Here is a 25,312-nt window from a genome sequence, read left to right on the forward strand (position 1 = left end):
AAAGCACGGGACTAGGGTGTGTCGGGCAGCGATGCCGGTCTGGCCGGGAGCGCGCTGTCGTCATCAGCCGGAACAAGGGGAGCAAAGAGATCGATCCGGGGCGGCGGCCGCTGGTCTGCGGCAGGGTCGCGGGCGCCCGCGGACAGGAAACGGGTTCGACTTCGTTCGAGGCGCAGGCCCGCCAGCGGCAGGGCGCTCTGGGCCATCAGATCGGCGGGCAGTTCGCGCCCCAGAAGCTGGGCGATATGCTCCAGATCCTGCAACAGCTGGACCGCAAGGTCGAAATCCTGCACCGCCTGCCGGTTGGCGGCGTTGCTCGGGGCCTCGACCATCGCGGCCTCATAGCGCAACAGCATCAGGCGGATCTCCCCCATGGCCTCGGCCATGCCGGCGAGAAGCGGCGGAATGGGGAAGGGCGCGGCAAGGGTCATAGGCGGCCCACCACCGCCTCGATCGACGCTTTCAGACTGGCCGTGGTAAAGGGCTTCTTGATCAGGTTGTTGAGACCCAGTTTCATGCCGCGTTCCAGGATCTCCTGGCTGGGCGAGCCGGTGATCAGGATGAAGCCGATCTTGGCGGTCATCTTGTTGGCGCGCAGGGTTTCCAGAAGGTCGAGGCCGCTCATGCCGGGCATGTTGTAGTCGCTGATCACCAGATGCGCGGGATTGACCGCCAGGCGGCTCAGCGCCTCGGCGCCCGAGGTCTGGAAGTCGATGTTCTTGACGCCGATCTCTTCCAGGCTCTGGGTCATCAGCCCGCGGCTGACCGACATATCGTCGACGATCATGATCTTGAGGACGTCTTTAAGGGCCATGGCGGATCTGCCTTCAACTGGGGGCCTTGCCGGAGGGGGCGCCGGCGTGGCGGTAGGTGGTGATGCCCGCAGGATCGAGTCCCAGCTCCTGGGGGTCAGCGATGCGTTCGGAATGGCCGATCAGCAGCCAGGCGCCGGGATGCAGGACCTCGGCGAAGCGGGCCCAGAGCTGGCGCTGGGTGGGTTTGTCGAAATAGATCACCACGTTGCGGCAGAAGATCACGTCGAAGCGCCCGCTGATCGGCCAGGGTTTGACCAGGTTCAGGCGGCGAAAGGTCACCAGCGCCTTGAGTTCCGGCCGGACCGCGCGCAGGCCGCCCGTCGGGGGCGCGCGACCGAAGACGCGTTCCTCGAGCGCGGGGGTCGGGAAGAGGCAGATCTTGGGGTCGTATACCCCGTCCTGCGCGATCTGCAGGACGGTCGGATCGATATCGGTACCAAGGATGCGCAGATCGAGTTTCGCGGCGTCGGGTGCCAGCGCCAGGATCGAGCCGGCCAGGGAATAGGCCTCCTGCCCGCTGGAGCAACCCGCCGACCACAGGCGCACCCGCTTGCCCTGCCGCGCCGCCTGCAGGATGGGCGGCAGGATCTGGCTTTCGAGCATCTCGAAATGATGCGCCTCGCGGTAGAAATGGGTGACATTGGTGGTCAGGGCGGTGACGAAATGGTCGGATTCCTGCGCCTCGCCCGATTCGACGACATCGCAATAGGCATCGAAACTGCCGAGGCCCAGCGCCTTCACCCGGCGGCCCAGGCGCGAGCGGATCAGGGGCCGCTTGGCACTTTCCAGGCTCAGGCCCCAGCCCGCCTTGGCGATCCGCGCGATCCGCGCGAAATCGGCCTCGGTCAGGGGCAGGTCGCCATCGCTGGTGGAAGGGCGCGCCAGGGTGGTCATGCGGCCTCCTCACCCTCGCGGGCGAAGAGCGCGTCGAGGTCGAGGACCCGCAGCATGATGTCGTCGACCGGCAGCAGGCCGGTCACGTGGCTGGCGCCGCCGTCACGCCGGATGGTGGGGTTGGGGCGGATCGTCTCGGTGTTGACCGAGAGGATTTCGGACACCGAATCGACCAGCATCCCCATGATCCGGGGGCCGATGGCGACCACCACGACGATGTTGCGGGCGCCGATCTCGGTGGTGCCGAGGCCGAGCCGGGCGGCGAGGTCGACGATGGGGATCACGGCGCCGCGCAGGTTCATCACCCCCAGCACCGAATCCTCGGCGAAGGGCAGGGCGGTCACCTGGCTCCAGCGGCGGATCTCGCGGATCGAGGTGATGGGCACGCAAAACCCCTGGTCGCCCGCGGAAAGCGACACGAATTCAGTGGTATTGCCGCGGTCGTTGGTTTCCTCGTCGCTCATGTCAGGCCTCCAGTTCGATGAGGGGGCGGGCGTTGCGGCGCGGTGAGACCAGCTCGACCAGCGCCTCGGAATCGATGATCAGGGCGATCTTGCCGTCGCCCAGAATGGTTGCTGCGGCGATGCCGGGGACGGTGCCGTAATTGCCTTCGAGGCTCTTGATGACCACCTGGCGCTGGTCCTGGATCGCATCGACGGCGACGGCGATGCTGGCGCCGCCCGCGTCGAGCAGGACGTAGGAGCGTTCGGCGCTCTGCCCCTTGGCGCTGCGCATGCCGAACAGCAGCGCCAGATCGACGATCGGCACATAGGTGCCGCGGACCGAGAGCACCAGTTCACCGGCAATCTCGTGGATGTCGCGGCGTTGCGGGCGCACGGTTTCAACCACGCTGGAGAGCGGCAGCACCATGGTCTCGGCGCCGACGCCGATGATCATGCCGTCCAGAACCGCCAGCGTCAGCGGCAGCGAGATGGTGAAGGTCGAGCCCTCGCCCGCGAGGCTGGTGATGCCGACCTTGCCCCCCAGCGAGGTGATCGTCGTCTTGACCACATCCATGCCCACCCCACGCCCCGAAAGGTTGGTGACATTCTCGGCCGTGGAAAAGCCGGGCATGAAGAGGAGGTTGTCGATCTCGGGCTCGGTCAGCTTGGCGTCGGGCGGAACCAGCCCCTTTTCCATCGCCTTGGCGAGGATCCGTTCGCGGTTGAGACCGGCGCCGTCGTCGGAAACCTCGATCACCACATGGCCGGAACGATGCGCGGCGCTGAGGCGGACGCTGCCCACCTCGCTTTTCCCGGCGGCGCGGCGCTTCTCGGCGGTTTCCAGCCCGTGATCGACCGAATTGCGCAGCATATGGGTCAGCGGGTCGGCCAGGCGTTCGAGGATCGTCTTGTCGATCTCGGTCGCTTCGCCCTCGCTGATGAACATGACCGCCTTGCCGGTGGCCTCGCCCGCCTCGCGCACCACCCGGCCCATGCGCTGGAACAGCGCCTTGACCGGCTGGGCACGGATCGACATCACCGCTTCCTGGATCTCGCGCGCCAGATAGCGGTAATCGTCCAGCGCGGCCATGATCTCGGAATCGGTGCCGAGGCCGCAGGATTCCAGCTTCTGGCTGATGACGGCGTGGTTGATGATCAATTCGCCGACGCTGTTGATCAGCCGGTCCACCCGTTCGGGATCGACGCGGAGCGTGGTCTGGACCGGCGGCGCGGGCGCGCGGGGGGCGGCGGCGCGGGCGGGCGGGGCGGCGGCGGGCGTGACCGGGGCGTCGGCGGGCGGATCGGCCGGGGGATCGACGGCGGGCGCGCGGGCGATGAAGAGGGGGGCTGCTTCGACCTCGACCTCTGGCAGGTCGGGGGCGGTGCTGTCCCCGAGGGGGGCGATGTCGAGCGTGCAAAGCCCTTCGGCGAAGGCGAAGACGCGGCGGATCGCTTCCTCGTCACTGGCGCCTTCCAGCGTCAGGGTCCAGACCAGATAGCCGGCGTCGAAATCGAACCCGTCGAGCGGCGGGACCGCGCTGCTGTCGCAGGTGACGGTCAGGTTGCCCAAGGCGTCGAGCGCCGAAAGAAAGCGCACCGGCTCGTGGCCATTGGCGTAGAACGAGGCGCCCGGGGCGAAGCGGATGGTGAAGCCCTGGGCGGGGGCCGGAGCCTCGACCTCGATCGGCAGGAGCGCCAGCGGCGCCCAGGTGAATTCCGGCTCGGGCGGCGTGTCGGCCTTGGCGTCCTTCGCCGTCGCCTCCAGCTCGCCGATCAGGTCGCGCACCGGGTCGAGCGAGGCCGAACCCTGCTGGCGCGTGGTATCGACCAGCTCGGCCAGCGCGTCGGAGGAGCGGGTGATGAGCCGCAGCACATCCGGCGCGATGTCGAGCTTGTCCGAGCGGATCAGGTCCAGCACCGTCTCATAGGCATGGGCGAAGGTCACCAGGTCGGTGAAGCCGAAGGCGCCGGCCGCGCCCTTGATCGAATGGACCGCCCGGAAGATGGCGTTGATCGTCTCGCCGTCCCAGGCGCCGGAGGCGACGACCTGCAAGCCTTCGGTCAGTGATTCGATCAATTCCTCGCATTCGGCGAAGAACGTGTCGCGCAGGGTTTCGTTGCTCATCCCTCCGCCCCCGTGACCAGTTTGAGGATATCGACCAATTGCCGGTCCTCGAAGGGTTTGACGATCCAGCCGGTGGCGCCGAGGTTGCGCGCCTTGTCCTTGAATTCAGGCGAGCTTTCGGTGGTCAGCACCAGGATGGGCACCTTTCGGTTGGCCCCCCCGCCGCGGATCGCCGCGATCACGCCGAAACCGTCGAGCTTGGGCATGTTGATGTCGGTGATCACCGCGTCGAAGCGGGTGTTCTGGAAGGTGCTGACCCCGTCGGCGCCATCGACCGCCGTGGTGACGGAAAATCCGGCGTCGCCCAGGGTCTGCGAGACGAGTTGACGGATGGTGCGGGAATCGTCGATCGCGAGGATGGTCTTGGCATTCATAGCGCGGTCTCCAGCAGCTGGCCGAGGCCGATCGCTTCCAGGCTTTGCCGGGCGGCGTCGGAAGGATCCTCGATCCGGAAGGCATGGCCCCGGGACAGGGCGGTGGCGCGGGCGGCCAGCAGGATCTGCGCCACTTGCGCGGGGATCGGCCCGGCACCGGCGGCGTCGATCACCAGATCGGTGGCGCCGCGGGTCCGCAGCCGGTCGAGGATGACCTGGGGGGCATCGCTCCAGCCGTCGGCATCGAGCAACAATCGGTCGGAAGCGGGATCGGGCACGGGATCACCTTTTAACAACAAGCAACGTCCTGACCTCTGTATCTGCCAGCCAACCCTTAAAAATGGGTTCGTGGCCAAGGGGCAGGCCCCGCCCGGCCGCCGTTCACGCAGCCGGGACTTGCCTGACCCGCCCGGACATGCGTAACCTTCGAGCCCCGCCCCCCTGATTTTCCGGGCGGAGAGATTTTCGACGACCTATTTCAAGCCGCTGCCCATGGAGGACAAAATGCGGATCATTTACGGGGCCGCCCTGGCTCAGGCGCTGTGCCTTGGCGCCATGCCCGCCCTTGCCCAATCGGGAACCGAGACGGTGACCCTGACCATGGAGGTCAACCAGCCGTCGCTCTTCGACACCGCCCGCCGCGACGTGTTCCGCACGGTGATCGACGACCGCAGCGGCACCACGACGCTGAATGTGGAATGCTCGGCCGGGACCTCGGCGCTCTTCGGGCTGAGCCGCACGGACGAGGCCTGTGCGGTCTCGGGCTCGGGCGTCATCAAGAACCCCAACAACCCGTCGCAGAGCGTGCCGCGGGTCGATTTCGCCGGCGGCTTCACCATCTCGGGCTCGCAGGACGGCTTCACCGACATGCGCTCGCTGACGGTGGGCTACCGCCGCGTGGGCTCGGCCCCTCAGGAGGCCACGACCTTCGGCGGCAATCTGGTGATGATGCCGGAAAGCCCCTCGGCCTCGGCCATGGAGATCGGGCGCAACGCGCTGGCCTATCTGCAGCAGAACGCGGCGGGCAGCGCGCCGGTGGAATACGACACGCGCATCGATTCCATCAGTTTCAACAACTTCGCCATCCCGCATGTCGGACAGGCCAATGCCACCGGCTGCACCTGGAACGGCGACTGGGTCTATTCCTACGCCGCCGAATCGTGGAACGGCGCCTTTGACGTGACCTGCGGCAACACCCGGTTCCGGCTGGAGGGCAACATGTCGCTGGGCGAGGCCCCGGCGGGGTCGGACCATGACGAGGAATATGTCATCAACCTGGTGGTCCCGGGCGAGGGCGGCTCGGGCGGCGATCCCTTCGCGGCGCCGAATCCCTTCGCGACCGTGGATGGCATCACCGGGACGCTGGCCATGTCGAACTCGGGCCGGGCGACGCAGGACGGGGTCTATACCAACGTGGCCGTGACCGGGCAGCTGGTCGGCACCAACGTGCCGCTGGAGGCCGTGCGCGGCTGGGGGCAGATCGTGGCGATCCTCGGCCGGTCCTTCATGGGCGAATGATCACCGCGGCCCGGCGCCCAGGGGCGCGCCGGGCTGCATCCGGCCGGGCAGCGCCAGTGCCGTGTCCCGCACCACCGCGGCGATCTGCATCAACTGCTTGGAAAGCGGGCTGGAATTGCGCCAGATCATGCCGATCGTGCGGCGCGGCTGCGGCTCGGGGAAATGCGAGACCGCGACATCGGCGGACCGGGTTTCGACCGCCACCGCCATCTCGGGGATCAGCGTGACGCCGATGCCCGCGCCCACCATCTGCACCAGCGTCGACAGCGACGAGCCATCCAGCAATTCGCGCGGCAGGGCGCTTTGCAAGTTGCAGAAACTCAGCGCCTGATCGCGGAAGCAATGCCCCTCTTCCAGCAGCAGCAGCCGCATCTCACGCAAGAGGTCCGGCGTCGGCACCGGCAGATTGGCCTCGGACCGGGGGCGGACCAGCACGAAATCCTCGGAACAGAGCGCGACCTCGGTGAAAGCGGGTTCCGAAACGGGCAGGGCGACGATGGCGGTATCCAGCCGCCCCTCGTGCAATTCGGTCAGCAGCTTGGGCGTCACCGTCTCGCGCACATGGATGTCGAGATCGGCGTTCATCCGCGTCAGATTGCCGATCAGTCCAGGCAGCAGATAGGGCGCGACGGTCGGAATCACCCCCAGCCTGAGCCGCCCCACCAGCCGCGCCTGCGAGGCACGGGCCAGATCCTCCAGCTCATCGACCGCGCGCAGGATCTCGCGCGCCCGCCCGGCGAATTCCTCGCCGAACGAGGTCAGCCGCACCTGCCGTGCCGCGCGCTCGAAGAGCGGGGTGCCCAGCGTTTCCTCCATCTCCTTGATCTGCATGGACAAGGCGGGTTGCGAGATGGCGCAGGCATCGGCCGCGCGGCCGAAATGGCCCAGACGGGCGAGCGCCTCGAAATAGCGGAACTGGCGCAGAGTGAGGTTTATCATCAGTTATTCTTATCGAGCCAATCAGGAAATCAAACTTATCCTAATCGAAACCCTTTGCTAGAGTGATTCTAACGAAGGCGGGGAGGACCCCTCGACACGATCCAAGCAAAACGCCGCCCCGCCGGGGTGGCGCGCGGCTGCGCCTTCGTCGTGCCTGAGAGCAAGGAGAGAAAGATGGACGGTAACAACGCGGGCAAATGCCCGGTCATGCATGGCGGCAATACCGCCAGCGCGAAATCGGTCATGGATTGGTGGCCCAATTCGCTGAACTTCGACATTCTGCATCAGCACGACAGCAAGACCAACCCGCTGCCGGGCTTCGATTATCGCGAGGCGGTCAAGACCCTCGATTACGACGCGCTGAAGGCCGACATGCGGGCGCTGATGACCGACAGTCAGCCCTGGTGGCCGGCCGACTGGGGCCATTACGGCGGGTTGATGATCCGCATGGCCTGGCACGCGGCGGGGTCCTACCGTCTGGCCGATGGTCGCGGCGGCGCGGGCACCGGCAACCAGCGTTTCGCACCCTTGAATTCCTGGCCGGACAACGCCTCGCTCGACAAGGCGCGGCGCCTGCTGTGGCCGATCAAGAAGAAATACGGCAACAAGGTCTCCTGGGCCGACCTCTTCATCCTCGCGGGCAACGTCGCCTATGAATCCATGGGGTTGAAGACCTTCGGCTTCGGTTTCGGCCGCGCCGACATCTGGGCGCCCGAGAAGGACACCTATTGGGGTGCGGAAAAGGAATGGCTGGCGCCGTCCGACAACCGCTACGAGGACGTGAACGACCCCTCGACGATGGAGAACCCGCTCGCCGCCGTGCAGATGGGCCTGATCTACGTCAACCCCGAGGGCGTGAACGGCCAGCCCGATCCGCTGCGGACCGCGGCCCAGGTGCGTGAGACCTTCGCCCGCATGGCGATGAACGACGAGGAGACCGTGGCGCTCACCGCGGGCGGCCATACCGTGGGCAAGACCCATGGCAACGGCGACGCGAGCAAACTGGGCGCCGATCCCGAGGGCGCGGATGTGATCGACCAGGGCATGGGCTGGACCAACCCGCATATGGGCGGCAAGGCCGCGAATGCCGTGACCTCGGGCTTCGAGGGCGCCTGGACCACCCATCCGACCGTGTTCGACATGGGCTATTTCGACATGCTCTTCGGCCATGACTGGGAATTGCGCCGCTCGCCCGCAGGCGCCCAGCAATGGGAGCCGGTCTCGATCGCCGAAACCGACATGCCGGTCGATGCCTCGGACCCGTCCAGGCGGCAGAACCCGATCATGACCGACGCCGACATGGCGATGAAGATGGACCCGGCCTATAACGCGATCTGCCAGAAATTCATGGCCGATCCCGAGTACTTCAAGGACACCTTCGCCCGCGCCTGGTTCAAGCTGACCCACCGCGACATGGGGCCGAAGGTCCGCTACATCGGCCCCGATGTCCCGGCCGAGGATCTGATCTGGCAGGACCCGATCCCCGCCGGTCCCACGGGTTACGACGTGGCGGCGGTGAAGGCGAAGATCGCGGCCTCGGGCCTGTCGCTGGCCGAGATGGTCGCCACCGCCTGGGATTCGGCCCGCACCTATCGCGGGTCGGACATGCGGGGCGGGGCCAATGGCGCCCGTATCCGTCTGGCGCCGCAAAAGGACTGGGCGGGCAACGAACCGGCGCGTCTGGCCAAGGTGCTGGCGGTGCTGGAGCCGATCGCGGCCTCGTCGGGTTGCTCGGTGGCCGATGCCATCGTGCTGGCGGGCAATCTGGGGGTCGAGCAGGCGGCGAAGGCCGCGGGCTACGAGCTGACGGTGCCCTTCACCCCGGGCCGGGGCGATGCCACGGTCGAGCAGACCGATGCCGATTCGTTCAGCGTGCTGGAGCCGCTGGCCGATGGGTTCCGCAACTGGCTGAAGGAAGATTACATCGTCTCGCCGGAGGAGCTGCTGCTCGACCGCGCGCAGCTGATGGGTCTGACCGCGCCCGAGACGGTCGTGCTGTTCGGCGGCATGCGGGCCATGGGCACCAACCACGGCGGCACCAGTCACGGCGTGCTGACCGACCGGGTGGGCGCGCTGACGCCCGATGTCTTCGACGTGCTGACCGACATGACCTACGCCTGGGTCAAGGCGGGCGATCATTACGAGATCCGCAACCGCACCAGCGGCGCGGTCAAGGGCACGGCCACCCGCATCGACCTGGTGTTCGGCTCGAACTCGATCCTGCGCGCCTATGCCGAGGTCTATGCCCAGAACGACAATGCCGCCAAGTTCGTGCAGGACTTCGTGGCCGCCTGGGCCAAGGTAATGGACGCGGACCGCTTCGACGCCCGCGCCTGATCCTTTCAGCAAAACATCGGGCGGGCGCTGTCTTCGGACGGCGCCCGTCTGCGTTCAGGCAAGCAGGCCCAGACGGTCCAGCACGATCCCTTCCGCCTCGGCCCAGAGGGCCTTGTCCTGCATCCGTGCATGGGCCTCGTTGGCACGTTCGATGATGGCGAGGCACAGCGCGGGGTTGGCCTCGCAATAGGCCACCTTGTCGCGCAGGTCGCTCAGATCCCCGGCGATGGGCACGTAATGCACCCAGGGCGCCAGGAAATGATCCACGATCACCTCGAACTCGGTCTCGACCTTCAGGGCCAGGCTGTTGCTGCCGATCACCCAGTACAGCTGCGTCGCCACGTCATTGCCCGGCAGGCAGAGCTGGTAGCGGTTGCGCAGCAGCCATTCCGGGCTGCGCTTGCGGTCCTCCAGCGCACCCAGCGGCGCCTCGCTGCCGCGCTTTCGGCGGACCTTGGCCCCGGCGACGAAGCGGCAATCCAGCAGATCCGGCGCCTCCAGCGACATCAGCACCGCCCGGGCGCGGGGGTAGTGGCGGGGCAGGGTGGCGGCGTCCAGATGCGTGCCCAGCCGCTCGAAACCATGGGGCGAGGTCCAGGTGATCCCGGTCCAGTTGCCGCGCCAGACCACCTCGGGGCGCTTGTCGCGGAAGGGCAGGTCGTCGCGCAGGGGCTCGCCGTCAGGGACGCAGCCCAGACGCGGCGAGGGCTCGTAATAGCCATCCAGCCGCCAGAGCACGGCGCTGCGGTCTCCCCGCCGGCGGGTGTATTGGAACAGGTTCGCCGGGGTGCCGACATAGAGTTCGGGCGCGAAGGGGGCGCTGTCGTGCATGTTGCTGACGAACCAGCGCGCGCCATGCCCGGCCATCTGCGTGACCATCTGGTGCTGGCGCCTTGCCTGCCGCATGGCGCCGAAGGGCTCGGGTCCGGCCAGCGCCGCCGCGGTGTCGGTTTCGGCCAGCGGCACGGGGCTGCCATCGGCGGGGGCGGGCTGCTGAAAGGTGATCCGCCCGGCCTCCAGATCGCAGACCATGCCCATCAGCGCCGGAAACCGTGCCAGCAGCCCGGGCTCGGCGCGCAGGCGGGCGGTTTCGGGGTGCACGTTCGGGCACATGAAATGGTGAAAGTCCATGGCCCCGCCCCCTGTCCCGCGCTCAGCCGCTGTAGCCGCCCGTCCGGTGCCAGGTCCAGGCATCCTTGATCATGGTCTTGAGCGAAGAGCGCGTCGGATCCCAGCCCAGTTCGCTCAGCGCCCGCTGCGAGCCCGACACCAGCGAGGCCGCGTCCCCCTCGCGCCGCGGCCCTTCACGGTGCGGGACCTTGTGGCCGGTGGCGGCGCGGGCGTGGCTGATGACCTCGCGCACGGTGAAACCGGCGCCGGTGCCCAGGTTGAAGACCCGGCTCTCATGGCCCGCCCGCAGCCAGTCGAGGCCAAGGACATGCGCCTCGGCCAGGTCCATGACATGCACGTAATCGCGCACGCAGGTGCCGTCCGGGGTCGGATAATCGGTGCCATGCACCACCAGTTCCGGGCGCTGGCCGTCGATGGCTTCCAGCATGACCGGGATCAGGTGCGTCTCGGGGCGGTGGCATTCGCCGACCTCGCCCTCGGGATCGGCGCCCGCCACGTTGAAATAGCGGAAGATGACGGTCCTCAGCCCGTGGGCCGCGCGGAAATCGCGCAGGATCTCCTCGATGGCGCGCTTCGAGGAGCCATAGGCGTTGATCGGCTGCTGCACCGAATCCTCGGTCAGCAGCACGCCGTCCTGTTCGCCATAGGTCGCGCAGGTCGAAGAGAAGACCAGATCGAGGCACCCGGCCTCGACCGCCGCCTCGACCAGGTTGAGCGAGCCCAGCACATTGTTGCGCCAGTACTTTCCGGGCTCGACCATCGCCTCGCCGACCTGGCTGAAGGCGGCGAAATGCATGACCGCGACGGGCTGGTATTCGGCGAAAGCCGCCGCGAGCGCCGCGCGGTCCATCAGGTCGCCCTGCACGAAGGGGCCGAACTTGACCGCCTGTGCCCAGCCGGTCGAGAGATTGTCGAAGGTCACCGGCTCATAGCCCCGGGCCGCCAGAACCTTGCAGGCATGCGAGCCGATATAGCCCGCACCCCCCGTCACCAGCACTCTAGCACTCGTCATTCGGCCTCCCTCGGCCCGGCTCGCCCCACGCGTCAGGCCCCTTTGCCCGCCTCGGCATCGTGCTTCGCCAGACGGTCGCGCATCAGAGCATAGAACCGGTCGCGGAATTCGTCATGGACGATCGCATGGTCGACGATCGCCGTCAGATAGCCGAATTTCGAGCCGCAATCGTAGCGCGTCGCCGACATCTCCATCGCCGCGACCCGGCCGCGCGCGGCCAGTTCGTCGATGGCATCGGCCAGCTGGATCTCGCCGCCCGCGCCGGGCTTGGTCTGGCGCAGCACGTCAAAGATCTCGGGGTCGAAGACATAGCGCCCCATCGAGGCCAGATGCGAGGGCGCGTCCTTCAGCGCCGGCTTCTCGACCAGACCGGCGACGGTGACGCCACCATCCGGGCCCGCGGGACCGGGCTTGACGATGCCGTATTTGTGCACGTCCTCGTCGGCGACCTCGGTGACGCAGAGGTAATTGGTCGGGTTGCGCTCATAGGCGGCGACCATCTCGGCGGTGGGCAGCGAGGCGCCCTTCATCAGGTCGTCGGCCAGCAGCACGACAAAGGGCGAATCGCCCACCGCCGGCGCAGCGCAGAGCACGGCATCGCCCAGTCCCTTGGGTTCGGGCTGGCGGATGAAGATGCAATGCACGCCCTCGGGGACGATGTTGCGCACCATGTCGCGTTCCTTGTGCTTGCCCTTCTGGGACAGCTGGAACTCGAGCTCGAGGTTGGCGTCGAAATGGTCGCCAATGGCGCGCTTGGGGCGGCCGGTCACGAAGACCAGCTCGGTGATCCCGGCGGCGATGGCCTCTTCGACGGCGTATTGGATGATCGGCTTGTCGATGATCGGCAGGAGTTCCTTGGGCATCGCCTTGGTCGCCGGGAGGAACCGCGTCCCCAGGCCAGCAACAGGAAAGACTGCCTTCTTGATTCTCTTCATGATCGAATAACTTCCGTCTGCGTAGTCGGGGCGGCTGGGCGGCCGACCCTGCTTCGTGATTATCGCGGCGGCGCGAATTGCGCCAGTCACCCGCGATGCGTGCGCCCTATTCGTCCCACATAGCACGGCAGGCCGCCACCCCGGGTCTGTCACGAATGTTTAAGGTTAACTTCGGACACCAAAAAGGCGCCGGCCCGGGGGCCGACGCCTTTTCCGGGCTGGAACTGCCCTTACTTGAAGCAGCGCTCGATCTTGTCGAGGGTGCGCATCGCGTCCAGAACCTGATGCACCGAGCCGTTCGGCTGGCGGCCTTCCTGAATGGCGGCGATGAACTCGCGGTCGATCAGCTCGATCCCGTTGTTCGACACGGCGACGCCCGTCAGGTCGACCGGCTTCTCGTAGCCGTCGAACAGGTCGTCATAGCGGGCGATATAGGTGCCGTTGTCGCAGATGTAGCGGAAGAACGTGCCGAGCGGCCCGTTGTTGTTGAAGCTGAGCGACAGTGTGCAGATCGCGCCCGAGGGGGTCTTCATGCCGATGGACATGTCCATGGCGATCCCCAGTTCCGGGTGGTGCGGCCCCTCCAGCCCGAAGGCCTCGGACACCACCTCGCCGGTCTGGTACTGGAACAGGTCGACCGTGTGGCAGGCGTGGTGCCACAGCAGATGGTCGGTCCAGCTGCGCGGCTCGCCCTTGGCGTTCATGTTCGAGCGACGGAAGAAATAGGTCTGGACGTCCATTTGCTGGACCTTCAGCTCGCCCGCGTCGATCTTGTTCTTGATCCACTGATGCGAGGGGTTGAAGCGGCGGACCTGCCCGGCCATGGCCAGCACGCCCGTCTCTTCCTGCACCCGGCAGATCGCTTCGCTTTCCTCGAGGCTGTCGGCCATCGGGATCTCGATCAGCACCGGCTTGCCCGCCCGCATGCAGGCGATGGCCTGCTCGGCGTGCAATTGCGTCGGCGTGGCCAGGATCACCGCGTCCACATCGTCCCGCGCCAGGCATTCGGCCAGGTCGGTGGCGGCGTGGCCGATGCCGCGCTCGGCGGCCAGCGCGTCGATCTTGGCGCGGGTCGGGCCCATCACCGAGGTCACGGTCACGCCGTCAATGGCTTTCAGCGCGTCGAGATGCTTGATCCCGAAGGCGCCATAGGCGCCGGCTACACAGAGTCGCATGAGTTTCCTCCCTGCTTATTCGGCCGCGACGCGCTTGCGGCTTTCGTGGTAATCCTTGTTTTCAAGGATGATATGGCCCACGGCGGTGTTCGAGGCCGGAACGTGATAATGGCGATGGATCTCGACCACTTCCTCGTCCAGCGCGCCGCGCATGACGTGCCACATGACCATCTCGACCCCTTCCGAGCCCGCTTCGCGCAGGTAATCGACATGCGGAACCTTCGACAGACCGACCGGATCCGAGGTCAGCTTGTCCAGGAACATGGTGTCGAATTCGGGGTTGATGAGGCCCGCGCGCTTGTATTGCAGCTGGTGCGACATGCCGCCGGTGCCGAAGATCATGACCTTCAGGTCTTCCGGGTAGCTCTCGACCGCCTTCTTGATGGCCTTGCCGAGGTTGTAGCAGCGGTTGCCGGTGGGCGCCGGGTATTGCACCACGTTGACCGCCAGCGGGATGACCTTGACGCCCCAATCGTCCTCGGGCGTCTTGTCGCCGTACATGACGCTGAGCGGCACGGTCAGGCCGTGGTCGACCTCCATCTCGTTCATGATGGTCAGGTCGAATTCGTCCAGGATCAGCGACTGGGCGATGTGGCTGGCCAGTTTCTGGTGGTTGTAGACCACCGGCACCGGGCGCGGGCCATAGCCTTCGTCGGCGGGGGTGAAGCTGGCGGCCGCCCCCAGCGCGAAGGTCGGGATGCAGGAGGCATCGAAGGCCGTGCAATGGTCGTTATAGACCAGGAAGACGACGTCGGGCTTTTCCTCGGCCATCCATTTGCGCGAGAATTCGAAGCCCTTGAAGACCGGCTGCCAATAGGGCTGGTCGGTGATCTTGGTGTCCATCGCGACACCGATGGCGGGAACATGCGAGCAACCCACCCCTGCGACGATGCGTGCCATTACTTGTTCTCCCATTCCGATTTGTAGCGGTTGCCCTCGATCGAGCGGCCGCCGTTGAGCATCATCTCGCGGTAGGCCTCGACCCCCATGCCGGTCATCAGCCCGGCCAGGTTCTGGAAGTTGATCCCGTCGTTGGCGGCCAGTTTCGAGGTGTAATAGATGTTCCCGCCCAGCTCGAGCAGGCGGTTCCAGTCGCGTTTCAGGACCGCGTCGCGCTGTTCGGGCGTCATCGGGTAGGCGTCGAGATAGGCCTCCTCGTTGGCGTTGAAGGCGTCGCGGTTCTTCTGCAACCTCAGCGAGATGCAGAACTGGTTGAGGTGATAGCCCTCGCGGGACCTGTCGGCGTCGAAGACGAAGGTCCCGGGGATGTCCTCATAGTCCTTATGCATGGTATTCTCCCGTTTATCGCGGTGCTCCGAACCCGTCGCGCCCGGCCATGATGCCGGCGCGGGCCGAGACCCGATCGCGCAATGTATACATCCGCCGGCCGGTTCGGTGCCAATAGAATCGCGCGGGCTAGCATTGAAAAAAGCTATTGCGCCGGTATCTTTCGGCCGGTTTCCGCCGGGCTGGACTGGCGCAGAAGCTCCAGGAAACGGGCCTGTGTCGCGGTCGGGCGCCAGCTGGTGCGATAGGTCAGGCCGATGCTGCGGGCATTGCCGGTCAGTGCCACATCGAGCGGCACCAGATGCCCGTCGGCGATCTCGGTGCTGATCTGGTGCAGCGAGACGATGGTGACGTAATCCCCCTCGGCCATCAGCCCGCGCAGGAAGACCAGCGAGGAGGAAACCACCCGCACCGGGGTCCGTGGCCGGTCCTGAATGCGCAGGGTTTCATAGAGGTAACTGCCCGCGGGCGTCGATTTCGGCGGCGCGACCCAGGGGTAGGCCAGCGTCTCTTCGACCGAGACTTGCGTCCGCCCGGCAAGCGGGTGGCGGGGATGGACGACGATGGCCAGCAGGTCGTCGAACAGGGGTTCCTGCGTCACGTCCTCGGCCGGGTCGGGGCTGCGCAGCGCGCCGATCAGGCAATCGAGTTCGCCCTCGCGCAGGCTGCGCAGGAGTTCGGAATAGCGCCCGTCCACCACCCGGACCTGCACGCCCTGCGTCTCGGCGATCATCGCATGCGTGGCGCGGGGGACGATGGTGGTCCGCGCCAGCGGCAGGGAGCCCAGGGTGAAGGTGCCCCGGTCATCGCCCAATTCGCGGCCGATTTCCTCGAATCCCTGCCGGATCTCGGCCTGCGCCAGTTTCGCCCCCAGCGCGAAGGCCTGCGCCGCGGCGGTCAGTTCCACGCCGCTGACCGTGGTCTGGAAGAAGGGCACGCCCGCCACATCCTCGAGCGAGCGGGCGGCGCGGTGGATGGTCGGCTGCGACAGGCCCAGCGCCTGCGCGGCGAGGGTGAAACTGCCGCTGCCCGCCACCGCGATCAGCGCCCGAAGCTGCGCCGCCGTCACCAGATGGTCGAAGGCCGCGCGCCCCGATCCCGCCCGCCAGGTCGCGCCGTCGCGGGCGGCGCGCAGCGCGCTGCGGGCGCCGTGGTGCAGATGATCGAGCGCCGCCTCAACCCGCCGGACGAAGAGCGTCCCGGCGGGCGTCGGGCTGAAGCGGCGGGTGCGGCGCACCAGCAGCGGTGTGCCGACCTCGGATTCCAGCCGGGCGATGGCCTGCGTCGCCGCGGGCTGCGACAGCAGGCAGCGTTCCGCCGCGGCCGAGACCGAGCCGGTCCGCGCCGTTTCCAGAAACACCCGCATGTGGCGGAGGTTGGGCAGGGCTTCGGTCATGCTGCACCCGAATAGCGAAAACTTATTCTAGGGCCTCAGTTCGAAATAGGCAATTCGCCCGGGATGCGGCAGGATGCGCCGCCAAGGCGGCGGCCGGCTGCCCAGGGAGATGAGACGCATGAAGACCCAACCGCAACCGATGGACGCCGACTGGCTGGTGGTCCACCCCAACCCGAAAAAGCCCGATTACGTCCTGCCCAAGGGCGCGGTGGACGCGCATTGCCACGTCTTCGGCCCCTCGGCCGAGTTTCCCTATGCGCCCGAACGCAAATACACGCCGGGCGATCAGGGCAAGGACAAGCTGTTCGCGCTGCGCGATTATCTGGGCTTCGAGCGCAACGTGATCGTTCAGGCCACCTGCCACGGCAAGGACAACCGCGCCATGGTCGACGCCTGCATCGCCGCGGGCGACAAGGCGCGGGGCGTGGCCTCGGTCGGCAAGGACATCACGCGGGACGAGCTGAAGGCGCTGCATGAGGGCGGCGTGCGCGGCGTGCGCTTCAACTTCGTCAAGCGTCTGGTCGATGCGACCCCGCCCGAGGTTTTCCTGGGCATCGCCGACAAGATCCAGGAATTCGGCTGGTCCACGGTGGTCTATTTCGAGGCGCAGGATCTGGAGCGCCTCGAGCCCTTCCTCAACACCCTGCCGGGCATCATCGTCGTCGATCACATGGGCCGTCCGGATGTGAAGAAGGGCGTCGATCACCCCGATTTCCAGCGCTTCATCAACCTGATGGCGCAGAACGAGCGGATCTGGACCAAGGTGACCTGCCCCGAGCGGCTGACGGTGCAGGGCGAGCCCTATGACGATGTCGTCCCCTATTACCAGGCGATCGTCGACCGGTTCGAGGATCGCGTGCTCTGGGGCACCGACTGGCCGCATCCGAACATGAAATCGCACATGCCGGACGATGGCCTCTTGGTCGATTACATTCCCCGCATCGCCCGGACGGAAGCGCTGCGCCAGAAGCTGCTGGTCGACAACCCGATGCGGCTCTACTGGGCCGATTGAGCGGCCGGACACGGCAGAACGCAGGGCGCCCCCGGGGCGCCCTTTTTCATGGGTGCCGCCCGCGCGGCCATAAGTTTTCCGTCGCCTCTATTCGTTTCGCGTCCGGGGCCCCGGCCACTTGATTCAGGTCAAATAGGCCGCCCCCGGCCCATGCGACAACGGGACATGAGCGAAGGAGGAGATCCCATGCACGACATGCCCGGATACGACTACCACATCGACATCCCCGGCACCGTCCTGTTCGACGGCACCCAGGCCATGAAGGGCTATGCCCTGAACAAGATGTGCTACGACTTCAACAAGGCGGTGAACCGCGACGGCTTCAAGGCCGACGAGGAGGGCTGGATGGCCAAGTACGGCCTGACCGAGCCGCAGAAGGACGCGGTGCGCCAGCGCGACATCCTGGCGATGATCGATGCCGGCGGGAACATCTATTACCTCGCCAAGCTGGCCGGGATCTTCAAGCTCTCGGTGCAGGATGTGGGCGGGCTGCAAACCGGCCGCACCACCGAGGAATTCAAGGAATATCTCGCCAGCCAGGCGTAAGCGGAGGACATCCAGATGGCACGCATTCTCGGCGGGATCACCACCTCGCATATTCCGGCAGTGGGCAACGCGATCCAGAAGGGGCTCCACGACGATCCCTATTGGAAGCCCTTTTTCGACGGCTATCCGAAGGTCCATCAATGGATCCAGGACAATAGTCCCGATTACGTCATCAACATCTACAACGACCACGGGCTGGGGTTCTTCCTCGACCGGATGCCGACCTTCGCCATTGGCGCGGCGCATGAGTACCGCAACGAGGACGAGGGCTGGGGCCTGCCCGCGCTGGACCCGTTCCCCGGCGCGCCCGAGCTGAGCTGGCACATCATCGAATCGCTGGTGGCGGATGAATTCGACATCACCTCCTGCCAGGAACTGGCGGTGGACCATGGCTTCGTGGTGCCGATGCAGCTGTTCTGGCCCGGCGCGCCGCATCATCCGCATATGCCGAAGGCGGTGCCGATCAGCGCCAACACCGTGCAGCACCCGATCCCGACGCTGAACCGGGCGCTGAACTTCGGCAAGGCGCTGCGGAAGGCGCTGCTGTCCTTCCCCGAGGACGCCAAGATCGTCGTGCTGGGGACCGGCGGGCTGTCGCACCAGCTGGACGGCCAGCGCGCGGGCTTCATCAACAAGGACTTCGACCAATATTGCCTGGAGAATATCGTCCACAACCCCGAGGAACTGACCAAGATCACCCGGCAGGAGCTGGTGAAACAGGCCGGCGCCCAGGGGACCGAGTTCCTGATGTGGATGATGATGCGCGGCGCGCTGGGCGACGAGGTGACCGAGATCACCCGCAACTATCACATCCCGATCTCGAACACCGCCGCGGGGACCCTGCTGCTGGAATGTGCCTGAAAGGCCGGGGGGCTGCCGCCCCCCGGACCCCCTGCCTCAGGGGGCGCAGGCGCCCCCTGAGAACCCCCCTGCGTATTTTCGACAAAGTGAAAAATCAGGCCTGCGCCAGCCGTTGCCGGAAGGCGCGGGGCGAGAGGCCCGTGGCGCGGGTGAAGACCCGGGTGAAATAGGCCGGATCCTCGAATCCCAGCGCATAGGCGATGCGCGATACGGGCAAGTTCGTGTAGACGAGGTTGCGCCGCGCCTCGCGGACCAGCCGGTCCTCGATCAGCGCCGAGGCGGGCCGCCCGGTCGCCGCGCGGGTCAGCCGCGACAGATGCGCGGCGCTGACCGCCAGCGCCTGGGCGTAATCTGCCACCCCCCAATGCTGCAGGTAATGCGCGTCGATCAGCGCCTCGAACCGGGCCAGAAGCTCGGGCGCGGGGGCGGCGTCGCTGGCCGCGCCCGAGCCGGCCATGGCGCGCGCCAGCTGACCCAGCACCAGCCCGGCCAGCGAGCGCAGGATCTGTGCCCGGGCGAAATCGCGGCCCGAAAAGGCGTTGAGCAGCGCGGTCAGGCTTTGCGTGGCCTCCGGATCGGCGGGCATCACCCGCGCTTCGGCCAGGATTTCGCGCAATCCCTCACCCGGGCGCAGGGTCTGGTCCAGCATCTCGGCGGCGAAGGTCACCACCAGTCCCCGTGTCTCGGGCTCGAAGCGGAACCCGTGCACCACGCCGCGCGGCACATTGAGCAGCGTGCCCGGCGGCAGGGCGAGGCGCGCGCCCTCCAGGCTGGCCTCGCCGCCGCCCTCCTGCAGCAGCAGCACCTGATGCAGCCGCGCGTGGCGGTGGACGGCCAGTTCCCAATCGTGCAGGCGCGAGCGGGTCTCGATCGTCTCGCAATGGACGACATCGGGCAGGTCGCCCGCCTCGCCGAAGAGGTTGTAGTTGGGGATCAGGGGGGCAGGGCTGCGGCTCATGCGCGATTCGTACAAGTTTTCCCCCAGAGGGTCCATTTCAAAGATCGTGGATATTCCTATTCTGGCCCCCAAGGCGGCGCCCCCCGGCCCGCGCAGGAGGAGGACTTCCATGAAAACCCAGGTCTGTATCATTGGTGGCGGCCCCTCGGGGCTGATGCTCAGCCAGCTGCTGCATCTCAAGGGCATCGACACGGTCGTGCTGGAACGGCATTCGCGCGAATACGTGCTGGGGCGGATCCGCGCCGGCGTGCTGGAGCACGGCTTTGCCGAGCTGATGCGCGAGGCGCAGTGCGGCGAGCGGATGGACCGCGAGGGCGAGATCCACGACGGGTTCGAGATTGCCGACAACGGCATCCTGAAGCGGGTCGATCTGCACAAGTATTCGGGCGGCTCTTCGGTCATGGTTTACGGCCAGACGGAACTGACCCGCGACCTCTACGAGGCGCGCGACCGCATGGGCGGCAAGGTCGTGCATAATGTCGAGGATGTGGCGCTGCATGACCTCAACACCGAGGGCAAGCCCTGGGTGACCTACCGCGACGGCGACGAGGTGGTGCGGATCGACTGCGACTATGTGATCGGCGCCGACGGCTTCCACGGGCCGAGCCGCAAGGCGATCCCGAAGGATGTGCTGACCGAATACGAGAAGGTCTATCCCTTCGGCTGGCTGGGCGTGCTGAGCCGCACCAAACCGGTGAATCCGGAGCTGATCTATGCCAAATCCGAGCGCGGCTTCGCCCTCTGCTAGCTGCGCAGCCAGGTGCTGAGCCGCTATTACATCCAGGTGCCGCTGACCGACAAGGTCGAGGATTGGTCGGACGAGGCCTTCTGGGACGAGCTGAAAAAGCGCCTGCCCGAGGAAGTCGCCGAGCGGCTGGAAACCGGCCCCTCGATCGAGAAATCCATCGCGCCGCTGCGGTCCTTCGTGGCGGAACCCATGCGCTGGGGCAACCTGTTCCTGGCGGGCGACGCCGCGCATATCGTGCCGCCGACCGGGGCGCGCGGGCTGAACTCGGCGGCGTCGGACATCTATTACCTCTATCACGGGCTGGTCGGGCATTACCTGAATGGCGACGATACCGGGCTCGACCAGTATTCGCAGAAGGCGCTGGCCCGGGTCTGGAAGGCGCAGCGCTTCAGCTGGTGGATGACGACGCTGCTGCACCGCTTCCCCGACAGCCTGACCTATGACCAGCGGCTGCAGGATACCGATCTGGCCTATCTCTTCTCGTCGGAAGCGGCGCTGTCGTCTCTGGCCGAGAATTACGTCGGCCTGCCGTTCTGATCTCCCTTGCCAGGGCGCGTTTACCATTCTGCAAGAAACGCGCCCTGTCTTCTTTGTTCTGCAAATATCCACGGGGTTTCCAAAGGGGGGCGTGCCCCCCTTTGGCGAGGGGGTGCGGGGGGCGAGCAGCCCCCCGCCTCCGGTCGCCCGAGGGCACCGAGGGCGAAACCCCTCAGGCGCGCGATGCCTGCCGCCAGACCATCGCCGCCAGCAGGAACAGCCCGACTCCACGCGCCAGCAGCACCAGTGGCTCGACCGACAGCACCGGCGCGGGCCAGAGGACCAGCGCCGCGCCAACCAGCGCCGCCAGACGCCAGTGCCCCGGGATCGGCGCCAGGAACCAGCCGCCGAAGGCCAGCGTCAGCCCGGCGATTCCGGCCGTGGCCAACGCCGCCGAGACGACGATCTCGCCCCCCGATCCCACCATCAACAGCCCCGGCATGGTGGCAAACAGGAACGGCACCAGCAGCTTGACGAAGCCCAGCCGGACCGCCTCGACCGCCGTCTTGTTGGCGTCCGCCCCGGAAATCGAGGCCGCGGCATAGGCGGCCAGCGCCACCGGCGGGGTGATGGCCGACACGAGCCCATAGTAGAAGATGAACATATGCGCCACGACCGGCTCCATCCCCATGCGGGTCAGCGCGGGCGCCACCAGTACCGCCAGCAAGAGGTACGCGGCCGAGGTCGGCAGCCCCATGCCGAGGAAGAACGAGACCACCGCCGTCAGGGCCAGCAGCGCCAGCATCGAACTGCCCGACAGATCGACGATCGCGCCCGAGAGCATCAGCGCCAGCCCGGTCAGGTTCAGGACGCCGATCACCACCCCCGCCGCCGCCACGGCCGTCACGATGGGCAGCGTGGCGACCAGCGTGTCGCGGCAGACCTGGATCAGGGCGATCAGGCCCACGCGCGTCTCGCGGCGCCAGGGGGAAATGACCAGCGCCACCACCATGCACAGGACCGCCGCGCGGGTCGGCGTATAGCCCAGGGCGAGGAAGCCGACCAAACCGATCAGCGGCAACAGCAGGTAGCCGCGTTTCAGCAGCGTCTCTTTCAGCAGCGCGAAGCCCGCCTGCGGGTCGCGGTCGAGGCCCAGCCGCCCGGCCTCGGCCCAGACAGCGATCATCAGCGCCAGCACGTAAAGCAGCCCGGGGATCAGCGCGGCCAGCGCGATGGTGGCATAGGGGACGCGGATGATCTCGGCCATCAGGAACGCGGCCGCGCCCATCACCGGCGGCAGGATCTGCCCGGCGGACGAAGCCGCGGCCTCGATGGCGCCCGCCAGCGTCGCGGAATAGCCCGCGCGTTTCATCAGCGGGATGGTAAACGTTCCGGTCGTGACCACATTCGCCACCGCCGAGCCGTTGATCGTGCCCAGCATGGTCGAGGACAGCGCCGCGGTCAGCCCGGGCCCGCCGCGCATGCGGCCGGTCAGGCCCCGGGCGATGTCGACGAAGACCTCGCCGGTGCCGATCTTCATCAAGAGGCCGCCGAGCAGCGCGAACAGGAAGATGTATTGCACGGCCACGCCCATCGGCAGGCCGAAAATCCCCTCGGTCGAGAGCATCAGCATCGAGGCCAGCCGGGTCAGCGTATAGCCGCGGTGCCCGTATTCACCCGGGATCAGGTCGCCGAACATCGCATAGCCCACGGCCAGCGCCACCAGCACCAGAAGCGCCCAGCCGACCGACCGGATGATGAGCAGCACCAGCGCCGCCATCAGCCCGGCGAAGATCCACATGTCGAGGTCCTGCGCCATGCCGCCCCGGCGCACGATCTGGGCGTAGCTGTCCCAGATATGCAGCCCCGGCAGCAGGACCACGGGCGCCAGCGCGTAGCTGAGCGCCCGAAGCCAGAGCCAGGGTGCCTTCAATCCGACCAGCAGAAGCCCCCCCGCCGCGACCAGCGAGAAAAACATGGCCCGCAGGATCAGCGCCGTAATCAGGCCGAAATAGGCGCCGTAGATCACCAGCGCCGTCGCCGCCACCGCCAGGGTGGCGACGAGGAGCGAGATCACGGCGGTTTCGCGCGGGCTGCGCTGCGGCGCTTCCAGCCGCAGCGCCTCGATCCAGCCGGTCAGCACCGGCTTACTGCGCCGCAAAATAGGCGTCAGCGCCGGGGTGCAGCGGGATCGGCACGTTGACCGCCGTCTCGGGCGAGATCAGCCGGGCCACGCCATGGACCTGCGACAGCTGGTCGAGGTGGTCGAAGACCGCCGCCATCATGCCCTGGACCAGCGCCGGGTCCGCGTCCTGCCGGGTGAAGATCGTCGCCGGGTCGTTGATGACCAGCGTGTCCCCGGTCACGTCCGGGTAGGTGCCGGCCGGGATCGTGTAGAGCTGGTAGAAGGGGTATTCCTGCACCATGCCCGCGACCGAGGCCTCGTCCACGCCCAGAAGCACCATGTCGGCCCGCGCGTCGAGGTCGATCAGCGCCGCGACCGGGGCCCCGGCCAGCACGACCGCCGCATCCACCGTGCCATTGGTCAGCGCGTCGACGCCTTCCGAATAGGACAGGTATTGCGCGTTGTTCTCGTCATAGACGCCATAGGCCTGCAGCAGGCGCTCGGCCAGCACCGCGGCATTCGAGCCGGGCGGGCCCATCGAAATCCGGTGCCCGGCGAGGTCGGCCATCGAGGTGATGCCGGTGCCCTGGGTCGTGGCGATCTGCAGCACGGCCGGATAGAGATAGGCCATCGCCGCGACGGGCTGGGGATCGCCCTCGAAAGCGCCGGTGCCGGTGGCGGCCTCGTAAAGCGTCGAGGACGAGGAGAAGCCCATCTCCAGCTCGCCCGCGGCGGTGCGGCGGATGTTCTCGACCGAGGCGCCGGTGACTTCGGCGCGGGCGGTGGTGCCCTCCATGTGTTCGGTAATCAGGTCGGCCATGCCGGCGCCGATGACGTAGAAGAGCCCTCCGGTGCCGCCGGTGCCGATCGAGACGCGCTGCTGCGCGGCGGCGGGCAGGGCGACGGCCGCGGCCAGCGCCGCCGCAAGAAGAGTGGCGTGTTTCATGGTGATCCTCCGTGGTTTCGGTCAGCGGCTCCGGCGGGGCCGGGCGCGCGTCCTGATGTCAGTCATCCAGATATCGCGGCGCTTGTAAAGTTGCGAGGGGGGCACGGGTTGCGGGCGCCTCCGGCCCCGGATTTCGAGCGTGGCGGCGCAGGGTGGGACGTCACCCCACCTCTGGCCGACCCCCGGCCTGCGCTGGTCCGGTCAGCCGGCCCGAAAGGTCAGACATTGCTGCGCCAGACCTCGGGGTTGATGATGTGCAAGGGCGCGCCCGCGGCATAGGCGTTGATCTGGTCATAGATGTCGGAAAACTGCAGGTCCAGATTGTCCTCGGTGACGAAGCCGATATGCGGGGTGGCGATGACCCTCGGGTGGTTGACCAGCGGATCCTGCGGATCGGTCAGCGGCTCGCGGTCGAAGACATCGAGGGCCAGCCGCCCCGGACGGCCCGCCGCCAGCGCCGCCTGCAACGCGCCGGGCTCGACCAGCCCGGCCCGCGAGGTGTTGAGGAAACTGGCGCCGGGCTTCATCGCGGCAAGATCGGCGCTGGTGACGATGCCGCGCGTCTCGGGCGTGAGGCGGATGTGGAGCGAGACGAGATCGGAGGTGGCGAAAAAGGCCTCGCGGCTTTGCGGCACCTGTTCGCCCGCCGCGGCAGCCCGGGCGCGGCCCTCTGCCGAGCCCCAGTATTGCACCCCCATGCCGAAGGCGCGGGCGTAGACCGCCACCTGCCGGGCGATCCGCCCATAGCCATAGAGCCCCAGCATCCGCCCGGCCAGGGTCTGTCCCGGTGCCCGCTGCCAGTGCCCGGCGCGCAGGCTGGCGTTCTGGTTCAGCAGGTCGCGCGCGCAGGCGATCATCAGGCCGAAGGTCAGTTCGGCGGTGGCGATGGAGGGCGCGTCGGCGGCCATGTTGGAGCACAGGAGCACGCCGTTGCGGGTGCAGGCGGCGACGTCGATATGGGGATAGAGCGAGCGCTGCGAGATCAGCCGCAGCCGGGGCAGCCGGTCCAGCAGCGCCGCGCCGATGGCGGTACGCTCGCGGAAGAGGACCAGCGCCTCGGCCTCCTGCAGGCGTTCGGCCAGCGTCGCCGGATCCTCGACATGGTCGGTCCAGATCGTCACCTCATGTTCCGCGAGTTTCGCGAAGGAGGGGAGGTGGCGCAGCGTGTCGTGCCAGTCGTCGAGGATATGGATCTTCATCGCGGACCTTGGATCAGGGGGCGTAGGATGGGCAATATTGCCCATCCTACAAGGGGTTG

General features: G+C 67.2%; 24 protein-coding genes and 1 pseudogene. 6 read left to right on the top strand and 19 right to left on the bottom strand.

Annotated elements, in window-relative coordinates:
- Positions 1-11 precede the first annotated feature (11 nt).
- The 7 genes from DDE23_RS11825 to DDE23_RS11855 are packed head-to-tail and all read right to left on the bottom strand — an operon-like array spanning position 12 to position 4,929.
- Positions 12-431, bottom strand: a complete 420-nt coding sequence (locus DDE23_RS11825; protein WP_107753987.1) for a hypothetical protein — start codon at positions 429-431, stop codon at positions 12-14.
- Positions 428-814, bottom strand: a complete 387-nt coding sequence (locus DDE23_RS11830) for a response regulator (RefSeq protein ID WP_107753989.1) — start codon at positions 812-814, stop codon at positions 428-430. The genes DDE23_RS11825 and DDE23_RS11830 overlap by 4 nt, the downstream gene beginning before the upstream one ends.
- A gap of 13 nt (positions 815-827) precedes the next feature.
- Entirely contained in the window at positions 828-1,709 is an 882-nt protein-coding gene (locus DDE23_RS11835; RefSeq protein WP_107753990.1) for a CheR family methyltransferase, read from the bottom strand.
- Positions 1,706-2,173: a chemotaxis protein CheW gene (locus tag DDE23_RS11840; RefSeq protein ID WP_107753992.1), complete on the bottom strand. Its 468-nt coding sequence runs from the start codon at positions 2,171-2,173 to the stop codon at positions 1,706-1,708. The genes DDE23_RS11835 and DDE23_RS11840 overlap by 4 nt, the downstream gene beginning before the upstream one ends.
- Before the next feature lies 1 nt (position 2,174).
- On the bottom strand, positions 2,175-4,277 hold the full coding sequence (locus DDE23_RS11845) for a chemotaxis protein CheA (RefSeq protein WP_107753994.1): 2,103 nt from the start codon (positions 4,275-4,277) through the stop codon (positions 2,175-2,177).
- A complete protein-coding gene (locus DDE23_RS11850) occupies positions 4,274-4,651 on the bottom strand; it encodes a response regulator (RefSeq protein WP_107753996.1) in 378 nt (125 codons plus the stop codon). Before DDE23_RS11850 ends, DDE23_RS11845 begins: the two co-directional genes overlap by 4 nt.
- Positions 4,648-4,929, bottom strand: a complete 282-nt coding sequence (locus DDE23_RS11855; RefSeq protein ID WP_133239548.1) for an STAS domain-containing protein — start codon at positions 4,927-4,929, stop codon at positions 4,648-4,650. The genes DDE23_RS11850 and DDE23_RS11855 overlap by 4 nt, the downstream gene beginning before the upstream one ends.
- Before the next feature lie 226 nt (positions 4,930-5,155).
- Here DDE23_RS11855 and DDE23_RS11860 point away from each other — a divergent pair, with 226 nt between their 5' ends.
- Complete coding sequence (locus tag DDE23_RS11860; protein ID WP_133239549.1) at positions 5,156-6,169, top strand: hypothetical protein; 1,014 nt, start codon at positions 5,156-5,158, stop codon at positions 6,167-6,169.
- On the opposite strand, the gene DDE23_RS11865 is transcribed toward DDE23_RS11860, so the two are convergent.
- Positions 6,170-7,108: a hydrogen peroxide-inducible genes activator gene (locus DDE23_RS11865; protein ID WP_107754003.1), complete on the bottom strand. Its 939-nt coding sequence runs from the start codon at positions 7,106-7,108 to the stop codon at positions 6,170-6,172.
- Positions 7,109-7,282: 174 nt separating this feature from the next.
- On the opposite strand from DDE23_RS11865, the gene katG reads away from it, so the two are divergent.
- Positions 7,283-9,445, top strand: coding sequence for a catalase/peroxidase HPI (gene katG, locus DDE23_RS11870; protein WP_107754005.1), 2,163 nt, complete (start codon positions 7,283-7,285; stop codon positions 9,443-9,445).
- Positions 9,446-9,499: 54 nt separating this feature from the next.
- Here the strand turns inward: katG and DDE23_RS11875 are convergent, their stop codons facing one another.
- The 7 genes from DDE23_RS11875 to DDE23_RS11905 all read right to left on the bottom strand — a co-directional run bounded on the left by DDE23_RS11875 (position 9,500) and on the right by DDE23_RS11905 (position 16,381).
- A complete protein-coding gene (locus DDE23_RS11875; protein WP_157958014.1) occupies positions 9,500-10,576 on the bottom strand; it encodes a glycosyl transferase family 90 in 1,077 nt (358 codons plus the stop codon).
- A 22-nt stretch (positions 10,577-10,598) separates the two neighbouring features.
- Positions 10,599-11,588 carry a UDP-glucose 4-epimerase GalE gene (gene galE / locus DDE23_RS11880; RefSeq protein ID WP_107754009.1) on the bottom strand — a complete coding sequence of 330 codons (990 nt, stop codon included), beginning with the start codon at positions 11,586-11,588 and terminating at the stop codon, positions 10,599-10,601.
- A 32-nt stretch (positions 11,589-11,620) separates the two neighbouring features.
- Positions 11,621-12,523, bottom strand: coding sequence for a UTP--glucose-1-phosphate uridylyltransferase GalU (gene galU, locus DDE23_RS11885; protein ID WP_107754011.1), 903 nt, complete (start codon positions 12,521-12,523; stop codon positions 11,621-11,623).
- 230 nt (positions 12,524-12,753) lie between these two features.
- Entirely contained in the window at positions 12,754-13,698 is a 945-nt protein-coding gene (locus DDE23_RS11890; protein WP_107754013.1) for a Gfo/Idh/MocA family oxidoreductase, read from the bottom strand.
- Between the two features lie 15 nt (positions 13,699-13,713).
- A complete protein-coding gene (locus DDE23_RS11895) occupies positions 13,714-14,598 on the bottom strand; it encodes a class III extradiol dioxygenase subunit beta (protein ID WP_107754015.1) in 885 nt (294 codons plus the stop codon).
- Complete coding sequence (gene ligA, locus DDE23_RS11900; RefSeq protein WP_107754017.1) at positions 14,598-14,987, bottom strand: protocatechuate 4,5-dioxygenase subunit alpha; 390 nt, start codon at positions 14,985-14,987, stop codon at positions 14,598-14,600. Before ligA ends, DDE23_RS11895 begins: the two co-directional genes overlap by 1 nt.
- A 143-nt stretch (positions 14,988-15,130) precedes the next feature.
- Positions 15,131-16,381 carry a LysR family transcriptional regulator gene (locus DDE23_RS11905; protein ID WP_107754019.1) on the bottom strand — a complete coding sequence of 417 codons (1,251 nt, stop codon included), beginning with the start codon at positions 16,379-16,381 and terminating at the stop codon, positions 15,131-15,133.
- A 118-nt stretch (positions 16,382-16,499) separates the two neighbouring features.
- Between DDE23_RS11905 and DDE23_RS11910 the strand changes: the two genes are divergently transcribed.
- The 3 genes from DDE23_RS11910 (at position 16,500) to DDE23_RS11920 (ending at position 18,800) form a co-directional block, all read left to right on the top strand.
- Positions 16,500-17,393, top strand: a complete 894-nt coding sequence (locus DDE23_RS11910) for an amidohydrolase family protein (RefSeq protein ID WP_272947877.1) — start codon at positions 16,500-16,502, stop codon at positions 17,391-17,393.
- Positions 17,394-17,579: 186 nt separating this feature from the next.
- The gene (locus tag DDE23_RS11915; RefSeq protein WP_107754021.1) at positions 17,580-17,939 is read left to right on the top strand and encodes a protocatechuate 4,5-dioxygenase subunit alpha; all 360 of its coding nucleotides are present in this window, start codon (positions 17,580-17,582) and stop codon (positions 17,937-17,939) included.
- 15 nt (positions 17,940-17,954) lie between these two features.
- The gene (locus DDE23_RS11920; RefSeq protein WP_107754023.1) at positions 17,955-18,800 is read left to right on the top strand and encodes a class III extradiol dioxygenase family protein; all 846 of its coding nucleotides are present in this window, start codon (positions 17,955-17,957) and stop codon (positions 18,798-18,800) included.
- A gap of 94 nt (positions 18,801-18,894) precedes the next feature.
- On the opposite strand, the gene DDE23_RS11925 is transcribed toward DDE23_RS11920, so the two are convergent.
- Positions 18,895-19,758: a helix-turn-helix domain-containing protein gene (locus DDE23_RS11925; RefSeq protein ID WP_107754025.1), complete on the bottom strand. Its 864-nt coding sequence runs from the start codon at positions 19,756-19,758 to the stop codon at positions 18,895-18,897.
- Positions 19,759-19,867: 109 nt separating this feature from the next.
- Here DDE23_RS11925 and pobA point away from each other — a divergent pair.
- Positions 19,868-21,043 (top strand): annotated as a pseudogene (pobA, locus tag DDE23_RS11930) (4-hydroxybenzoate 3-monooxygenase).
- A 172-nt stretch (positions 21,044-21,215) separates the two neighbouring features.
- Here the strand turns inward: pobA and DDE23_RS11935 are convergent.
- The 3 genes from DDE23_RS11935 to DDE23_RS11945 all read right to left on the bottom strand — a co-directional run bounded on the left by DDE23_RS11935 (position 21,216) and on the right by DDE23_RS11945 (position 25,253).
- On the bottom strand, positions 21,216-23,144 hold the full coding sequence (locus tag DDE23_RS11935; protein ID WP_238149966.1) for a TRAP transporter permease: 1,929 nt from the start codon (positions 23,142-23,144) through the stop codon (positions 21,216-21,218).
- On the bottom strand, positions 23,131-24,054 hold the full coding sequence (locus tag DDE23_RS11940; RefSeq protein ID WP_107754029.1) for a TAXI family TRAP transporter solute-binding subunit: 924 nt from the start codon (positions 24,052-24,054) through the stop codon (positions 23,131-23,133). Before DDE23_RS11940 ends, DDE23_RS11935 begins: the two co-directional genes overlap by 14 nt.
- A gap of 218 nt (positions 24,055-24,272) precedes the next feature.
- Positions 24,273-25,253, bottom strand: coding sequence for a D-2-hydroxyacid dehydrogenase family protein (locus tag DDE23_RS11945; RefSeq protein WP_107754030.1), 981 nt, complete (start codon positions 25,251-25,253; stop codon positions 24,273-24,275).
- Positions 25,254-25,312 lie beyond the last annotated feature (59 nt).

The organism is Pararhodobacter aggregans, assembly GCF_003075525.1.
Taxonomy (GTDB): Bacteria; Pseudomonadota; Alphaproteobacteria; order Rhodobacterales; family Rhodobacteraceae; genus Pararhodobacter; species Pararhodobacter aggregans.

Coding starts and splice junctions, on each gene's coding strand:
- DDE23_RS11850 (WP_107753996.1), bottom strand. CDS start 4,651: ATGAATGCCAAGACCATCCTCGCGATCGACGATTCCCGCACCATCCGT.
- DDE23_RS11860 (WP_133239549.1), top strand. CDS start 5,156: ATGCGGATCATTTACGGGGCCGCCCTGGCTCAGGCGCTGTGCCTTGGC.
- DDE23_RS11895 (WP_107754015.1), bottom strand. CDS start 14,598: ATGGCACGCATCGTCGCAGGGGTGGGTTGCTCGCATGTTCCCGCCATC.
- DDE23_RS11835 (WP_107753990.1), bottom strand. CDS start 1,709: ATGACCACCCTGGCGCGCCCTTCCACCAGCGATGGCGACCTGCCCCTG.
- DDE23_RS11845 (WP_107753994.1), bottom strand. CDS start 4,277: ATGAGCAACGAAACCCTGCGCGACACGTTCTTCGCCGAATGCGAGGAA.
- DDE23_RS11920 (WP_107754023.1), top strand. CDS start 17,955: ATGGCACGCATTCTCGGCGGGATCACCACCTCGCATATTCCGGCAGTG.
- DDE23_RS11865 (WP_107754003.1), bottom strand. CDS start 7,108: ATGATAAACCTCACTCTGCGCCAGTTCCGCTATTTCGAGGCGCTCGCC.
- ligA (WP_107754017.1), bottom strand. CDS start 14,987: ATGCATAAGGACTATGAGGACATCCCCGGGACCTTCGTCTTCGACGCC.
- DDE23_RS11940 (WP_107754029.1), bottom strand. CDS start 24,054: ATGAAACACGCCACTCTTCTTGCGGCGGCGCTGGCCGCGGCCGTCGCC.
- galU (WP_107754011.1), bottom strand. CDS start 12,523: ATGAAGAGAATCAAGAAGGCAGTCTTTCCTGTTGCTGGCCTGGGGACG.
- DDE23_RS11890 (WP_107754013.1), bottom strand. CDS start 13,698: ATGCGACTCTGTGTAGCCGGCGCCTATGGCGCCTTCGGGATCAAGCAT.
- DDE23_RS11910 (WP_272947877.1), top strand. CDS start 16,500: ATGAAGACCCAACCGCAACCGATGGACGCCGACTGGCTGGTGGTCCAC.
- galE (WP_107754009.1), bottom strand. CDS start 11,588: ATGACGAGTGCTAGAGTGCTGGTGACGGGGGGTGCGGGCTATATCGGC.
- DDE23_RS11905 (WP_107754019.1), bottom strand. CDS start 16,381: ATGACCGAAGCCCTGCCCAACCTCCGCCACATGCGGGTGTTTCTGGAA.
- DDE23_RS11915 (WP_107754021.1), top strand. CDS start 17,580: ATGCACGACATGCCCGGATACGACTACCACATCGACATCCCCGGCACC.
- DDE23_RS11875 (WP_157958014.1), bottom strand. CDS start 10,576: ATGGACTTTCACCATTTCATGTGCCCGAACGTGCACCCCGAAACCGCC.
- DDE23_RS11830 (WP_107753989.1), bottom strand. CDS start 814: ATGGCCCTTAAAGACGTCCTCAAGATCATGATCGTCGACGATATGTCG.
- DDE23_RS11945 (WP_107754030.1), bottom strand. CDS start 25,253: ATGAAGATCCATATCCTCGACGACTGGCACGACACGCTGCGCCACCTC.
- katG (WP_107754005.1), top strand. CDS start 7,283: ATGGACGGTAACAACGCGGGCAAATGCCCGGTCATGCATGGCGGCAAT.
- DDE23_RS11925 (WP_107754025.1), bottom strand. CDS start 19,758: ATGAGCCGCAGCCCTGCCCCCCTGATCCCCAACTACAACCTCTTCGGC.
- DDE23_RS11825 (WP_107753987.1), bottom strand. CDS start 431: ATGACCCTTGCCGCGCCCTTCCCCATTCCGCCGCTTCTCGCCGGCATG.
- DDE23_RS11840 (WP_107753992.1), bottom strand. CDS start 2,173: ATGAGCGACGAGGAAACCAACGACCGCGGCAATACCACTGAATTCGTG.